The organism is Kosakonia sp. HypNH10 (genome assembly GCF_029850615.1).
Taxonomy (GTDB): domain Bacteria; phylum Pseudomonadota; class Gammaproteobacteria; order Enterobacterales; family Enterobacteriaceae; genus Kosakonia; species Kosakonia cowanii.
Genome location: NZ_JAOTIU010000004.1, coordinates 21,839 through 37,468, shown reverse-complemented (window position 1 = coordinate 37,468; position 15,630 = coordinate 21,839). Strand labels below are relative to the sequence as shown.

The following is a 15,630-nucleotide window of genomic DNA, read 5'->3' as shown; positions in this document are numbered from 1 at the left end:
CGGGAGAGGGAAAAGGCTTAGTCGATGGTGCGCAGCAGTTCGTTAATGCCGACTTTGCCGCGGGTTTTCGCATCTACTTTTTTCACGATAACCGCACAGTAGAGGCTGTATTTACCATCTTTCGACGGCAGGTTACCTGAAACCACCACTGAGCCTGCCGGTACGCGGCCATAATGCACTTCGCCCGTTTCGCGGTCGTAAATACGGGTGCTTTGACCAATATAAACACCCATCGAGATAACCGAACCCTCTTCAACGATCACGCCCTCAACCACTTCGGAGCGCGCGCCGATGAAACAGTTATCTTCAATAATAGTCGGATTTGCCTGCAGTGGTTCCAGTACGCCGCCGATACCCACGCCGCCGGAGAGGTGAACGTTTTTACCGATCTGCGCGCAGGAGCCGACGGTTGCCCAGGTATCAACCATAGAGCCTTCATCAACGTAAGCGCCGATATTCACATAAGAAGGCATCAATACCGTGTTACGAGCGATATACGCGCCCTGACGTACTGCCGCAGGCGGCACTACGCGGAAACCCTCTTTCTGGAAACGCGCTTCGTCGTAATCAGCGAATTTCATCGGCACTTTATCGAAGTAGCGGCTCTCCGCACCGTCGATAACCTGGTTATCGTTAATGCGGAAAGAGAGCAGAACCGCTTTTTTCAGCCACTGGTGGGTGACCCACTGGCCGTCGATTTTTTCTGCGACACGCAGCGCGCCGGAGTCAAGCAGGGCGATAACCTGGTTGACCGCTTCACGGGTCACGGTATCGACATTGGCCGGGGTAATTTCTGCGCGGCGCTCGAAAGCGGCTTCAATAACGTTCTGTAACTGCTGCATTGTTAAACTCTTTCCATCTTGTGTAAAAAAATAATCACCCTTTATCGTTTGGATTGAGGGCCTCTGTCAACCGTTGTTGTACCTCCTTTTGCAGCGCATTATTAAGGCCACGCCGGTCGGCGGTAGCGATTATGAATAAATCTTCTACTCGCTCGCCAATGGTTGTAATTCTTGCGCCGTGCAGCGAAATTCCAAGGTCGGCAAAAATCTGTCCGACCCGCGCCAGCAGCCCTGGCTGGTCAAGGGCAATCAACTCCAGGAACGATTTTCTGTCCGTATGGGTCGGCAGGAAATTCACTTCGGTATCGACGGTAAAGTGGCGCAGCTTGGCCGGTTGACGACGCGGCTGCGGCGGCTGCCAGGTATGCTGGGTAATCGCCTGTTTCAGCCCGAAACAGATCGCCTCGTGGCGATCGGCAGAGAGCGGGCTGCCGTCCGGCTCCAGCACAATAAAGGTATCCATCGCCATGCCGTCGCGGGTGGTAAAGACCTGCGCGTCATGGACGCTGAGATTGCGGCGATCCAGCTCGGCGCAGACGGCGGCAAAGAGATAGGGGCGGTCCGGGCTCCAGATAAAGATCTCGGTTCCGCCGCGCGTCGCCTGCGGGCTCAACAGGATCAGCGGCTTGGTCAGATCGTGTTGCAGCAGATGGCGCGCGTGCCAGGCGAGCTGGTTTGGGCTGTGGCGGACAAAGTAATTAGCACGACAGCGCGCCCAAATCTGGTGGAGCCGCTCCTCATTAATATTGTCCATGCGCAGCAGCGCCAGCGCCTGCAACTGGTGGTGACGCACGCGCTCGCGCATATCCGGCGTGTTCTGCATCCCGCGGCGCAGCTGTTTTTCGGTGGCGAAATAGAGTTCGCGCAACAGGCTCTGCTTCCAGCTGTTCCACAACGTTTCGTTGGTCGCGCAGATATCGGCAACCGTCAGGCAGACCAGGAAGCGCAGGCGGTTCTCCGTTTGCACCTCTTCGGCAAACTGCTTAATCACTTCCGGATCCTGAATATCACGGCGCTGCGCGGTGACCGACATCAGAAGATGGTGGCGCACCAGCCAGGCGACCAGCTGCGTTTCCCGCGAGTTCAGGCCGTGAAGCTCAGCGAACTTCAGCACATCCTGCGCCCCCAGCACCGAGTGGTCGCCGCCGCGGCCTTTGGCGATATCATGAAACAGCGCCGCAATCAGAATCAGCTCCGGGTGGGTCAGGCGCGGCCAGAGCTCTACGCAGAGCGGGTGCTTGCTGCGCGTCTCCTCTTTGGCAAAACTTTCCAGCTTCAGCAAAACGCGAATGGTGTGCTCATCGACGGTATAGGCGTGAAAAAGGTCGAACTGCATCTGGCCGACAATATGCGACCACTGCGGCATATAGGCCCACAACACGCTGTGGCGATGCATTGGCAATAATCCACGGCTCACCGCGCCCGGATGGCGCAGCATGCTGAGGAAGATTGTGCGCGCTTCCGGAATGTAGCAGAGCGGCTGGGTTAAATGGCGGCGCGCATGGCGCAAGTGACGCAGGGTGGTGGAGTAGATACCGGTAATGGCGCTGTTACGCACCATAATCGCGAACATGCGTAAAATCGCCTGCGGCTCGCGGATAAACAGCGTCTCATCGCGCAGATCGATAAGCGTGCCGCGCAGCTGAAACTCATCATCGATTGGGCGCGGCTTTTCATCAGGCGTCAGGGCCAGAATCGCCTCATCAAAGAGTTGCAGCAGCATATGGTTGAGTTCCGACACGCGGCGCGTGACCCGGAAGAAATCCTTCATCATATGCTCAACGGGCTGATTGCCGTCGCCGACATAGTTGAGACGCTGCGCCACGCTGAGCTGGCGATCGAATAGCAGACGGTTATCGTAGCGCGTCACTTCCAGATGCAGGGCGAAGCGAATGCGCCACAGCAGATGCAGGCACTCATTCAGTTCGTTGCGTTCCGCTTCGGTCAGAAAGCCGAAGCCGACCATCTCATTAAGCGAGGTAGCACCAAAATGGCGGCGCGCGACCCACTGTAAGGTATGAATATCGCGCAGGCCGCCGGGGCTGCTTTTAATATCGGGCTCAAGGTTATAGCTGGTGCCGTGATAGCGCTGATGGCGCTCGTTCTGCTCCACCACTTTCGCCGGGAAGAAGGTCTCCGACGGCCAGAAATTGTCGCTGAAGATATGTTTTTGCAGTTCCAGAAACAGCGCGACATCGCCGACCAGCAAGCGTGATTCGATAAGGTTGGTGGCGACAGTGAGATCCGATAATCCCTCCTGCAGACACTCATCCAGCGTGCGCACGCTGTGACCCACCTCCAGCTTCACATCCCACAGCAGGGTCAGCAGCTCGCCGATCTTTTGCGCCTGCTCATCCGGCAGCTTATTGCGGCTGAGGATCAGCAGATCGATATCGGATAAGGGATGCAGTTCGCCGCGGCCATAACCGCCAACGGCCACCAGCGCGGTATCGCCCGCATCGCCAAAGCCATATTGCAGCCACAAGCGCTGCAACAGCTGATCGATAAATTCGGTGCGCGCCTCAATTAACTGTTCGGCCGAGATCCCGGCGTCAAACACCTGCCCCAGCCACTGCTGAAAAGCATCAATGCGCGCTTTGATGGTGGCGCAGTGCAGCTCCTCTGCGGGCCACACTCCGGGATGTTCAGGCTGGCCGGGAAGGGTGGGCTGAACGCTACTGACAAATTGTTCGGAAGAGATATTGCTCATGATTAGCCACCCAGTTGGCGTGCGGATCCACTGCAAAACAAAGTAAAAGAGATGGATGGAAATGAAAAGTCGTTTATATGTATGACCCGGCCGGGAAGCAGGCAAAAAAAACGGCCCGCAAAGCGGACCGTGATAGCTGGCAGATAGTCGCGATCAGGCGGCGGTCAGCACAGCCTCGATGGTGTCATCTTTACGCAGTGTGAGGATCTCACAGCCGGTTTCGGTGACAACAATGGTGTGCTCATACTGCGCAGAGAGGCTGCGATCTTTGGTTTTCACCGTCCAGCCATCTTTCATAGTACGAATGCGGTAATCACCGGCATTAACCATCGGCTCGATGGTAAATGTCATACCGGCTTTCAGCACCACGCCGCCATCATCAGCATCGTAATGCAGCACCTGCGGCTCTTCGTGGAAGCCGCGACCAATGCCGTGACCGCAATATTCGCGCACCACGGAGAAGCCTTCGCCTTCAACATATTTCTGGATCGCCGCACCGAGGGTACGCAGGCGAATACCCGGTTTCACCATGCGCAGCGCCAGGTAGAGGCTATCCTGGGTAACGCGGCATAGGCGCTCGCCCAGAATGGTCGGTTTACCGACGATAAACATCTTCGAGGTGTCGCCGTGATACTCATCTTTAATGACTGTGACGTCGATATTGACCACATCGCCATCTTTCAGCAGTTTTTCGTCATCCGGAATACCGTGGCAAACCACTTCATTAATTGAGATACAGACGGATTTCGGGAAGCCGTGATAGCCCAGGCAGGCCGAAACGGCGTGTTGCTCATTAACGATGTAATCGTTACAGATGCGGTCCAGTTCGCCGGTGCTGACGCCGGGTTTAATGTGTGGTTCGATCATTTCGAGCACTTCGGCGGCGAGACGGCCGGCAACGCGCATTTTTTCAATTTCTTCGGGTGTTTTAATAGAGATAGCCATGAGAAGTGTCCATCAGTGTCGATTTTTTCGACTATACCAGGAGTAGTGCTGTCAATGGTAACAGTCGGGCAAGCGTTGTGCCAAATTGAGAATCGTTAACAGCACTCTGCGGTAACAACTATTGGTGTCCTGTTCGCTTTTGTGATATAAAGCGCGCCGGACTTCCGTTCCTGTTTTGGAATGGGAGCCACAAATCTCACTTTGTGTAATAACACACACGTATCGGCACATATTCCGGGGTGCCCTTCGGGGTCGGTAATATGGGATACGTGGAGGCATAACCCCAACTTTTATATAGAGGTTTTAATCATGGCAACTGTTTCCATGCGCGACATGCTCAAGGCTGGTGTTCACTTTGGTCACCAGACCCGTTACTGGAACCCGAAAATGAAGCCTTTCATCTTCGGCGCGCGTAACAAAGTTCACATCATCAACCTTGAGAAGACTGTACCGATGTTCAACGAAGCCCTGGCTGAGCTGAACAAGATCTCTGCTCGTAAAGGCAAGATCCTGATCGTTGGTACTAAACGCGCTGCAAGCGAAGCGGTGAAAGAAGCAGCTCAGAATTGCGATCAGTTCTTCGTGAACCATCGCTGGCTGGGCGGCATGCTGACTAACTGGAAAACCGTTCGTCAGTCCATCAAACGTCTGAAAGACCTGGAAACTCAGTCTCAGGACGGCACCTTCGACAAGCTGACCAAGAAAGAAGCGCTGATGCGCACTCGTGAGCTGGACAAGCTGGAAAACAGCCTGGGCGGTATCAAAGACATGGGCGGCCTGCCGGACGCGCTGTTTGTTATCGACGCTGACCACGAGCACATCGCAATCAAAGAAGCAAACAACCTGGGTATCCCGGTATTTGCTATCGTTGATACCAACTCCGATCCGGACGGCGTTGACTTCGTTATCCCGGGTAACGACGATGCAATCCGTGCTGTTAGCCTGTACCTGAATGCCGTTGCTGCTACCGTTCGTGAAGGCCGTTCTTCTGATCTGGCTACTCAGGCGGAAGAAAGCTTCGTAGAAGCTGAGTAATAAGGCACGCTCTCTGAGCCCCTTATTGAGCAGGTAGTACCGAGTTTGGTTAGGGGGCCTGTTTATGGCCCCCTTTTTCACTTTCAAGCCTGTTTGGTTCCTGGAACCGGGCAGGTCATATCTCTCCCGAGGATTAAAGAATGGCTGAAATTACCGCATCCCTGGTAAAAGAGCTGCGTGAACGTACTGGCGCAGGCATGATGGACTGTAAAAAAGCGCTGACCGAAGCAAGCGGCGACATCGAGCTGGCAATCGAGAACATGCGTAAGTCCGGTGCGATCAAAGCGGCGAAAAAAGCGGGCAACGTTGCTGCTGACGGCGTGATCATCACCAAAATCGACGGCACCTACGGCATCATTCTGGAAGTTAACTGCCAGACTGACTTCGTTGCTAAAGATGCTGGTTTCCAGGCATTTGCTAACAAAGTTCTGGACGCTGCTGTTGCTGGCAAAATCACCGACGTTGAAGTTCTGAAAACGCAGTTCGAAGAAGAGCGCGTTGCACTGGTTGCTAAAATCGGTGAGAACATCAACATCCGTCGCGTTTCTTCCCTGGAAGGCGAAGTACTGGGCTCTTACCAACACGGCGCGCGCATCGGTGTTCTGGTTGCGGCGAAAGGCGCAGATCAGGAGCTGGTTAAGCAGCTGGCTATGCACGTTGCTGCAAGCAAGCCGGAATTCGTTAAGCCGGAAGACGTGTCTGCTGAAGTTGTTGAGAAAGAGTACCAGGTTCAGCTGGATATCGCCATGCAGTCTGGCAAGCCGAAAGAGATCGCAGAGAAAATGGTTGAAGGCCGCATGAAGAAATTCACCGGCGAAGTTTCTCTGACCGGCCAGCCTTTCGTAATGGACCCGAGCAAAACCGTTGGCCAGCTGCTGAAAGAGCACAACGCTGACGTGACTGGCTTCATCCGCTTCGAAGTGGGCGAAGGCATCGAGAAAGTTGAGACTGACTTCGCAGCAGAAGTTGCTGCCATGTCCAAGCAGTCTTAATCAATAAAAGGAGCCGCCTGAGGGCGGCTTCTTTTTATGTCCTTCATCTGAAAAACAGCCGGCACACTAGTGTTAGCGCTGACAGGCGACGTATCATAGCGCCAGATTAAACCCGTCTAATTGTTCACAGTCTCAGGAAAGAAACATGGCTACCAATGCAAAACCCATCTACAAACGCATTCTGCTTAAGCTGAGTGGCGAGGCGCTTCAGGGCTCTGAAGGTTTCGGTATCGACGCAAGCATTCTTGACCGTATGGCGCAGGAAATTAAAGAACTGGTTGAACTGGGTATTCAGGTTGGCGTAGTCATTGGCGGGGGTAACCTGTTCCGTGGTGCGGGCCTGGCGAAAGCAGGCATGAACCGTGTTGTGGGCGATCACATGGGTATGCTGGCAACAGTGATGAACGGCCTGGCAATGCGTGATGCTCTGCATCGTGCCTATGTGAACGCGCGCCTGATGTCTGCATTCCCGTTAAACGGCGTATGTGACAACTACAGCTGGGCAGAAGCAATCAGCCTGCTGCGTAATAACCGCGTAGTGATTTTCAGCGCCGGTACCGGTAACCCATTCTTCACCACCGACTCCGCAGCCTGCCTGCGCGGTATCGAAATCGAAGCCGATGTGGTGCTGAAAGCGACCAAAGTTGACGGCGTCTATACGGCCGATCCGGTACTGGATCCGACCGCCACACTCTGCGAGCGCCTCTCCTATACTGAAGTGCTTGATAAAGAACTGAAAGTGATGGATCTGGCCGCCTTTACCCTCGCTCGCGACCATAAATTACCGATTCGCGTGTTCAATATGAACAAACCAGGCGCGCTGCGCCGCGTGGTAATGGGCGAAAAAGAGGGCACATTGATTACGGAATAATTCCCGTAAGCAATAAATAAAGGTAAGATTCCGCTTTAATTTATCAAGCAGAGCGTTCCGGCATCTTTACGATGCCATCATGGGAACAAGGCTATACTTAGCACAACCGCCGTATGGCCTGTCTGCGACAAGATTTCAAGGATCCGTAACGTGATTAGCGATATCAGAAAAGATGCTGAAGTACGCATGGAAAAATGCGTAGAATCCTTCAAAACCCAAATCAGCAAAGTCCGTACCGGCCGCGCTTCTCCGAGCCTGCTGGACGGCATCGTTGTGGAATATTACGGTACGCCGACGCCGCTGCGTCAGCTGGCCAGCGTAACGGTAGAAGACTCCCGCACTCTGAAAATCAACGTCTTCGATCGCTCGATGAGCCCGGCCGTTGAAAAAGCGATCCTCACCTCCGATCTGGGTCTGAACCCAAGCTCTGCGGGCAGCGATATTCGCGTTCCGCTGCCGGCACTGACCGAAGAGCGTCGTAAAGATCTGATCAAAGTAGTGCGCGGTGAAGCTGAACAGGCTCGTGTTGCCGTGCGCAACGTGCGCCGTGATGCCAACGATAAAGTAAAAGCGCTGCTGAAAGATAAAGAGATCAGCGAAGATGATGACCGCCGTTCTCAGGATGACGTGCAGAAGCTGACCGACGCTGCGATCAAGAAAGTTGACGCGGCGCTGGCGGATAAAGAAGCGGAACTGATGCAGTTCTGATTCGATAAAAAACGACTAAAACGCCGTCCAGAGAGCCGTGCAAGCGGCTTGCTGACGGCGTTTTTGCTTTCCCCCCTTGTAACGTTGCGAGCGTTTCATGAAGCATTTAACTCTTCTGGGCTCAACGGGTTCCATAGGTTGCAGCACGCTTGCTGTGGTTCGTCATAATCCCGATCGTTTCACCGTCACCGCGCTGGTCGCGGGAAAAAATGTCGCGCGCATGGTTGAGCAGTGCCTCGAGTTCTCTCCGCGCTATGCGGTGATGGATGACGCTGACAGCGCGCGGCAGTTACAGCGCACCCTGAGCGAGCATGGTAGCCGCACTGAAGTGCTGAGCGGGCAGCAGGCCGCCTGTGAGATGGCGGCGCTTGATGAGGTCGATCAGGTGATGGCCGCTATCGTCGGCGCGGCCGGATTATTGCCAACGCTTGCGGCTATTCGCGCCGGTAAAAGCGTACTGCTTGCCAATAAAGAGTCACTTGTCACCTGCGGCCGCCTGTTTATGGAGGCGGTGAAAGAGAGCAGGGCGCAGCTGCTGCCGGTCGACAGCGAACATAATGCGATTTTTCAGAGTTTGCCGGAACCAATCCAGCATAACCTGGGGTACGCTGATCTCGAACAGAATGGCGTATCGTCTATTCTGCTTACCGGGTCTGGTGGCCCATTCCGGGAGACGCCGATGGCGGATCTGGCGCTGATGACGCCGGATCAGGCTTGTCGCCATCCGAACTGGTCGATGGGGCGTAAAATCTCCGTTGATTCCGCCACCATGATGAATAAAGGTCTGGAATACATTGAAGCACGCTGGTTATTTAATGCCGCTGCCCGCCAGATGGAAGTGCTGATTCACCCGCAATCGGTGATCCACTCCATGGTGCGTTATCAGGATGGCAGTGTGTTGGCGCAGTTGGGTGAGCCGGATATGCGAACACCCATCGCACACACGATGGCCTGGCCGGAGCGTGTGTCGTCAGGTGTCAACGCCCTTGATTTCTGCAAGCTGAGCGCATTGAGTTTTGCCGCCCCCGATTTCGATCGTTATCCCTGTCTGAAGCTGGCGATTGACGCCTCCAGCGAGGGTCAGGCGGCGACAACTGCGCTGAACGCAGCTAATGAGGTGGCCGTTTCGGCTTTCCTGGCATCCGCTATTCGTTTCACTGATATTGCCGCTCTCAATCTCTCTGTGCTGGAACAGATGGATTTACGCGAACCGCAGAGTATTGATGACGTTCTGGCCGTCGATGTACTCGCACGAGAGATTGCGCAAAAACAAGTGATGCGCTTCGCAAGCTAGTGATAATGCTGTCCGGAGTGACGGTGCTATTTGTTAGCGTAGGGCTTCAGTGATATAGTCTGCGCCACAAAATTGCCGCTTTTTATTATGGCGAATTGTGTAAGCCGTGGTTTGCGCGGCTTTTTTGTGTGAAGGCTTTTGTATTCCTGAGTACCGCTAAATCCTTTTCAGGGACTAAAACGCGTTATGTTGTCTGCTAACCAACCGATAAGCGAAAATTTGCCAACGCATGGCTGCCGCCATGTAGCGATAATTATGGATGGCAATGGTCGCTGGGCAAAAAGGCAGGGAAAACTCCGTGCCTTTGGACACAGAGCGGGAGCGAAATCCGTTCGCCGCGCAGTCTCTTTTGCCGCCAACAATGGTATCGACGCGCTGACGCTGTATGCTTTTAGTAGCGAAAACTGGAACCGTCCGGCGCAGGAAGTGAGCGCGCTGATGGAACTGTTTGTGTGGGCGCTGGATAGCGAAGTAAAAAGCCTGCACCGCCATAATGTTCGTTTACGCATTATTGGCGATACCAGCCGGTTTAATGCGCGTTTGCAGGAGCGAATCCGCAAAGCGGAAGCGTTAACCGCCCAGAACAGCGGGCTAACGTTAAATATCGCCGCCAACTACGGTGGGCGCTGGGATATCGTTCAGGGAGTTCGGCATTTAGCTGAGCAAGTGCAGGAAGGGCTGTTGCGCCCGGACGAAATAGATGAAGAGACGCTGAATAAGCAAGTCTGCATGCATGAGCTGGCTCCCGTTGATTTAGTGATTAGGACGGGCGGCGAACATCGCATAAGTAACTTTTTACTTTGGCAAATTGCCTATGCCGAACTTTACTTTACTGATGTTCTTTGGCCTGATTTTGATGAACAAGACTTTGAAGGTGCGCTGAATGCCTTTGCTAATCGAGAGCGTCGTTTCGGTGGTACCGAGCCTGGTGGCGACAAAGCCTGATGGGGGTTGCTTTTGCTGAAGTATCGCCTGATTTCTGCGTTTGTATTGATACCCATTGTTATCGCGGCGCTTTTTTTGCTGCCTCCTGTGGGATTTGCGATTATCACTCTCGCCGTCTGCATGCTCGCCGCGTGGGAATGGGGTCAGCTTAGCGGCTTAACCTCGCGCACACAGCGCGTCTGGCTGGCGGTGCTCTGCGGGCTGCTGTTAGCGCTGATGCTGTTTACGCTGCCGGAGTATCATCACAACGTTCACCAGCCGCTGGTCGAAGGCTCGCTCTGGGCCTCTCTGGTGTGGTGGCTTGCTGCACTGGGGCTGGTGCTGGGTTACCCGGCCTCTGCGGCGCTATGGCGCAACTCTAAGGCGCTGCGCCTGCTGTTTGGCGTTCTCACCATCATTCCCTTCTTCTGGGGCATGCTGGCGCTGCGGGTCTGGCACTATGAGGTCAACCCCTACAGCGGCGCAATCTGGTTGCTCTACGTCATGATCCTTGTCTGGGGCGCGGACTCGGGTGCTTATATGTTTGGCAAACTGTTTGGCAAACATAAGCTGGCACCGAAAGTGTCGCCCGGTAAAACCTGGCAAGGTTTCCTCGGCGGACTGCTGACCGCAGGGATCATCTCCTGGGGCTACGGCGCATGGGCGAACCTTGAAGTGGCGCACTCGACGCTGCTGATCTGCTCTGTGGTGGCCGCGCTTGCTTCGGTACTGGGCGATTTAACCGAGAGCATGTTCAAGCGCGAAGCCGGCATTAAAGATAGTGGTCATCTTATTCCAGGCCACGGCGGTATACTGGATCGCATTGACAGCCTGACGGCGGCGGTTCCCGTATTTGCCTGTCTGTTACTGCTGGTTTTCAGGACGATTTGACGGAAGGTTTTATGCTGAGCATTCTCTGGAATCTGGCGGCGTTCATTATTGCGCTTGGTGTTTTGATCACGGTGCATGAATTTGGCCATTTCTGGGTTGCTCGCCGTTGCGGCGTCCGCGTCGAGCGCTTCTCCATTGGTTTTGGGAAAGCGCTCTGGCGCCGCTTTGATAAACAGGGCACCGAATTCGTTATCGCCCTGATCCCGCTGGGCGGCTACGTCAAAATGCTCGATGAGCGCGTCGAGCCGGTCGCCCCGGAGATGCGCCACTTCGCGTTTAACAATAAAACCGTCGGCCAGCGCGCCGCGGTGATCGCGGCGGGTCCCATCGCCAACTTCATCTTCGCTATCTTCGCTTACTGGCTGGTGTTTATCATCGGCGTTCCTGGCGTTCGCCCGGTAATTGGTGAAATAACGCCCAACTCTATCGCTGCAAGCGCGCAAATTGCACCCGGCACGGAACTTAAAGCCATTGACGGTATCGAAACGCCTGATTGGGATGCAGTGCGCTTACAGCTGGTGTCAAAAATCGGTGACAGTCAGACGACCGTCAGCGTGGCACCTTTCGGCAGTAACAATCGACAGGATAAAGTGCTGGATCTGCGCCACTGGACCTTTGCGCCTGACAAGGATGATCCGGTGATGTCGCTGGGGATTCGGCCGCGCACTGCGCAGCTGGAACCGGTGCTCGCCGAAGTCCAGAGCAGTTCCGCCGCCAGCAAAGCAGGTTTGCAAGCAGGCGACAGGATCGTTAAAGTCGAGGGTCAGCAGTTAACGCAGTGGACGACCTTTGTCACGCTGGTGCGGGACAACCCCGGTAAGGCGTTAGCATTAGAAGTGGACAGGCAGGGGACTCCCTTGTCCGTAACACTGGTACCGGATACGAAACCCGGTAACAAGGCAGAGGGTTTTGCGGGCGTGGTGCCCAAAATTATCCCGCTGCCGGATGAATATAAGACAGTACGCCAGTACGGGCCTTTCAGCGCCATCGCCGAAGCCACGGGTAAAACCTGGCAGTTGATGAAGCTGACGGTCAGTATGTTGGGGAAATTGATCACCGGTGATGTAAAACTGAACAACCTCAGTGGGCCGATCTCTATCGCCCAGGGGGCTGGGATGTCAGCAGAGTTCGGGTTGATTTACTACCTGATGTTCCTCGCTTTGATAAGCGTGAACTTAGGCATTATCAACCTGTTCCCGCTCCCCGTTTTAGACGGCGGACATCTGCTGTTTTTAGCGATTGAGAAGCTGAAAGGCGGACCGGTATCCGAGCGAGTTCAAGACTTTAGTTATCGCATTGGCTCTATTTTGCTGGTGTTGTTAATGGGGCTTGCACTTTTCAATGATTTCTCTCGCTTGTAAGAGAGTTTGTTAGGAAGAACGCATAATAACGATGGCGATGAAAAAGTTGCTCATAGCGTCGCTGCTGTTTAGCAGCGCCACCGTATACGGTGCTGAGGGGTTCGTAGTGAAGGATATTCATTTCGAAGGCCTACAGCGTGTCGCCGTTGGTGCGGCCCTCCTCAGTATGCCAGTACGTCCAGGCGATACGGTGAATGATGAAGACATCAGTAACACCATTCGCGCACTGTTTGCCACTGGCAACTTTGAGGATGTTCGTGTCCTGCGTGATGGCGATACCCTTCTCGTTCAGGTGAAAGAACGCCCGACAATCGCCAGCATCACCTTCTCCGGCAACAAGTCGGTAAAAGATGACATGCTGAAACAGAACCTTGAGGCTTCTGGCGTGCGTGTTGGCGAATCACTGGATCGCACCACCCTCTCCGATATTGAAAAAGGGCTGGAAGATTTCTACTACAGCGTCGGTAAATATAGCGCCAGCGTAAAAGCTGTCGTCACGCCGCTGCCGCGTAACCGCGTCGATCTTAAGCTGGTCTTCCAGGAGGGTGTCTCCGCGCAGATCCAGCAGATCAACATCGTCGGTAACCACGCGTTTTCGACCGAACAACTGATCTCTAACTTCCAGCTGCGCGATGAAGTGCCATGGTGGAACGTGGTCGGCGATCGTAAATACCAGAAGCAGAAGCTGGCGGGCGATCTTGAAACCCTGCGCAGCTACTACCTGGATCGCGGTTATGCCCGTTTCAACATTGATTCGACGCAGGTTAGCCTGACGCCGGACAAAAAAGGCATCTACATTACCGTTAACGTCACCGAAGGCGATCAGTACAAGCTTTCTGGCGTGCAGGTTGCCGGCAATCTGGCGGGCCACTCAGCGGAAATTGAAGGCCTGACCAAAATTCAGCCGGGCGAGCTCTACAACGGCACCAAAGTGACCAAAATGGAAGACGATATTAAAAAGCTTCTGGGTCGCTATGGTTATGCCTATCCGCGCGTGCAGTCTCAGCCTGAGATTAATGACGCTGATAAGACCGTTAAGCTGCATATCAACGTTGATGCGGGTAACCGTTTCTATGTGCGTAAGATCCGCTTTGAAGGCAATGACACCTCGAAAGATACCGTTCTGCGTCGCGAAATGCGCCAGATGGAAGGGGCATGGCTCGGCAGCGATCTGGTCGATCAGGGTAAAGAGCGTCTGAACCGTCTCGGCTACTTTGAAACCGTTGATAGCGAAACGCAGCGTGTTCCGGGCAGCCCGGATCAGGTTGATGTGGTTTACAAAGTCAAAGAGCGTAACACCGGTAGCTTCAACTTTGGTGTTGGTTACGGCACGGAAAGCGGCGTTAGCTTCCAGGTCGGCGTGCAGCAGGATAACTGGTTAGGTACCGGTTACTCTGTTGGCATCAGCGGCACCAAGAACGACTACCAGACCTACTCGGAACTCTCGGTCACCAACCCATACTTCACGGTTGATGGCGTGAGCCTCGGCGGTCGTCTGTTCTACAACGACTTTAAAGCGGACGACGCGGACCTCTCATCCTACACCAACAAAAGTTATGGTCTGGATGGCACGCTCGGGTTCCCGATTAACGAATACAATACGCTGCGCACCGGCTTAGGCTATGTGCACAACAGCCTGTCGAAGATGCAGCCGCAGATCGCGATGTGGCGTTATCTCGATTCCGTGGGGCAGAATGCCAGCACCAGGGATGACAGCAACGGCTACTCGGCGGATGACTTCACCTTCAACTATGGCTGGACGTATAACAACCTTGACCGCGGTTACTTCCCGACGAAAGGTTCACGCGTCAACCTGAACGGTAAAGTGACAATTCCGGGCTCCGATAACGAGTTCTATAAAGTCACTGTCGACACCGCGTCCTACTTCCCGATTGACGACGATCACAAATGGGTGATGCTGGGTCGTACACGTTGGGGCTATGGCGACGGTATCGGTAGCAAAGAAATGCCGTTCTATGAGAACTTCTATGCAGGTGGTTCCAGCACCGTGCGCGGCTTCCAGTCCAATAACATTGGTCCGAAAGCGGTCTACTACGGCGGCAGCGGTCTGGAAAACTGTAACACTACCACGTCGAAATTCTGTAAGTCTGACGATGCGGTGGGCGGTAACGCAATGGGCGTTGTCAGCGCCGAGCTGATCACACCAACGCCGTTTATCAGCGAGAAGTATGCTAACTCTGTACGCACCTCCTTCTTCTGGGATGCGGGCAGCGTTTGGGATACGAACTGGCAAAATACCGCGGAGATGAAAGCGCTGGGTATTCCGGATTATAGCGATCCGAGCAATATCCGCATGTCTGCCGGTATCGCACTACAATGGATGTCCCCATTGGGGCCGTTGGTCTTCTCCTACGCCCAGCCGTTTAAAAAGTACGATGGAGACAAAGCGGAGCAGTTCCAGTTTAACATCGGTAAAACCTGGTAACGCCGCACTGCAACGGAATGCGCAAGCAGTGTAGTGATGGCTGCGGCTTCGAAGAAGCCCAGCCTCGCAAAGAGCTGTACCTCCGGGTACAAACGGGATGGTAAGGAGTTAATTGTGAAAAAGTTGTTATTAGCTGCAGGTTTAAGTCTGGCAATGGCCGCGTCGGCTCAAGCTGCTGACAAAATTGCGATTGTTGATATGGGTAACCTGTTACAGCAGGTCGCACAGACTTCCGGCGTTTCTCAGACCATGAAAAACGAATTCGGCGGCCGTGCCAACGAACTGCAGAGCATGGAGTCCGACCTGCAAGCAAAAGCACAGCGTTTGCAGCGCGACGGTTCTACCATGAAAGCGAGCGAGCGCAGCAAGCTGGAAAAAGATATCACTTCCGGTCGCCAGGCATTCGCTCAGAAAGCGCAGGCTTTTGAGCAGGATCAGGCTCGCCGCTCTAACGAAGAGCGCGGCAAGCTGGTCACCCGCATCCAGTCCGCAGTGAAGAAAGTCGCTGCCGATCAGGGTGTGGATCTGGTTATCCCTGCCAATGCCGTTATTTACAACAGCAATGATGTGAAAGACATCACCGCTGATGTACTGAAACAGGTTAAATAAGT

Annotated in this window: 13 protein-coding genes; 10 read left to right on the top strand and 3 right to left on the bottom strand. The window is 54.3% G+C overall.

Going from position 1 to position 15,630, the window contains the following annotated elements:
• Positions 1-17 precede the first annotated feature (17 nt).
• The 3 genes from dapD to map form a co-directional block, all read right to left on the bottom strand.
• A complete protein-coding gene (dapD, locus tag N7V53_RS12565) occupies positions 18-842 on the bottom strand; it encodes a 2,3,4,5-tetrahydropyridine-2,6-dicarboxylate N-succinyltransferase (protein WP_023480482.1) in 825 nt (274 codons plus the stop codon).
• Positions 843-876: 34 nt separating this feature from the next.
• On the bottom strand, positions 877-3,552 hold the full coding sequence (glnD, locus tag N7V53_RS12560; RefSeq protein ID WP_042716715.1) for a bifunctional uridylyltransferase/uridylyl-removing protein GlnD: 2,676 nt from the start codon (positions 3,550-3,552) through the stop codon (positions 877-879).
• 153 nt (positions 3,553-3,705) lie between these two features.
• Positions 3,706-4,497 (bottom strand): type I methionyl aminopeptidase, encoded by a 792-nt coding sequence (map, locus tag N7V53_RS12555; protein WP_023480350.1) that lies wholly within the window; start codon positions 4,495-4,497, stop codon positions 3,706-3,708.
• 309 nt (positions 4,498-4,806) lie between these two features.
• Between map and rpsB the strand changes: the two genes are divergently transcribed.
• The 10 genes from rpsB to skp all read left to right on the top strand — a co-directional run bounded on the left by rpsB (position 4,807) and on the right by skp (position 15,628).
• A complete protein-coding gene (gene rpsB / locus N7V53_RS12550) occupies positions 4,807-5,532 on the top strand; it encodes a 30S ribosomal protein S2 (RefSeq protein ID WP_023480483.1) in 726 nt (241 codons plus the stop codon).
• 140 nt (positions 5,533-5,672) lie between these two features.
• A complete protein-coding gene (gene tsf, locus N7V53_RS12545) occupies positions 5,673-6,524 on the top strand; it encodes a translation elongation factor Ts (protein ID WP_023480457.1) in 852 nt (283 codons plus the stop codon).
• A 145-nt stretch (positions 6,525-6,669) separates the two neighbouring features.
• Positions 6,670-7,395 carry a UMP kinase gene (gene pyrH, locus N7V53_RS12540; RefSeq protein ID WP_023480331.1) on the top strand — a complete coding sequence of 242 codons (726 nt, stop codon included), beginning with the start codon at positions 6,670-6,672 and terminating at the stop codon, positions 7,393-7,395.
• 150 nt (positions 7,396-7,545) lie between these two features.
• Positions 7,546-8,103, top strand: a complete 558-nt coding sequence (gene frr / locus N7V53_RS12535) for a ribosome recycling factor (RefSeq protein WP_023480286.1) — start codon at positions 7,546-7,548, stop codon at positions 8,101-8,103.
• A gap of 97 nt (positions 8,104-8,200) precedes the next feature.
• Positions 8,201-9,397, top strand: coding sequence for a 1-deoxy-D-xylulose-5-phosphate reductoisomerase (gene ispC / locus N7V53_RS12530; protein WP_279793577.1), 1,197 nt, complete (start codon positions 8,201-8,203; stop codon positions 9,395-9,397).
• 186 nt (positions 9,398-9,583) lie between these two features.
• Positions 9,584-10,342: a (2E,6E)-farnesyl-diphosphate-specific ditrans,polycis-undecaprenyl-diphosphate synthase gene (gene ispU, locus N7V53_RS12525; protein ID WP_023480217.1), complete on the top strand. Its 759-nt coding sequence runs from the start codon at positions 9,584-9,586 to the stop codon at positions 10,340-10,342.
• Positions 10,343-10,354: 12 nt separating this feature from the next.
• Positions 10,355-11,212, top strand: a complete 858-nt coding sequence (gene cdsA / locus N7V53_RS12520) for a phosphatidate cytidylyltransferase (RefSeq protein ID WP_076768871.1) — start codon at positions 10,355-10,357, stop codon at positions 11,210-11,212.
• Positions 11,213-11,223: 11 nt separating this feature from the next.
• The gene (rseP, locus tag N7V53_RS12515) at positions 11,224-12,573 is read left to right on the top strand and encodes a sigma E protease regulator RseP (RefSeq protein ID WP_279793576.1); all 1,350 of its coding nucleotides are present in this window, start codon (positions 11,224-11,226) and stop codon (positions 12,571-12,573) included.
• Between the two features lie 31 nt (positions 12,574-12,604).
• Positions 12,605-15,019: an outer membrane protein assembly factor BamA gene (gene bamA / locus N7V53_RS12510; protein ID WP_023480329.1), complete on the top strand. Its 2,415-nt coding sequence runs from the start codon at positions 12,605-12,607 to the stop codon at positions 15,017-15,019.
• A gap of 114 nt (positions 15,020-15,133) precedes the next feature.
• Positions 15,134-15,628: a molecular chaperone Skp gene (gene skp, locus N7V53_RS12505; protein WP_023480303.1), complete on the top strand. Its 495-nt coding sequence runs from the start codon at positions 15,134-15,136 to the stop codon at positions 15,626-15,628.
• The last annotated feature ends 2 nt before the right edge of the window (positions 15,629-15,630 follow it).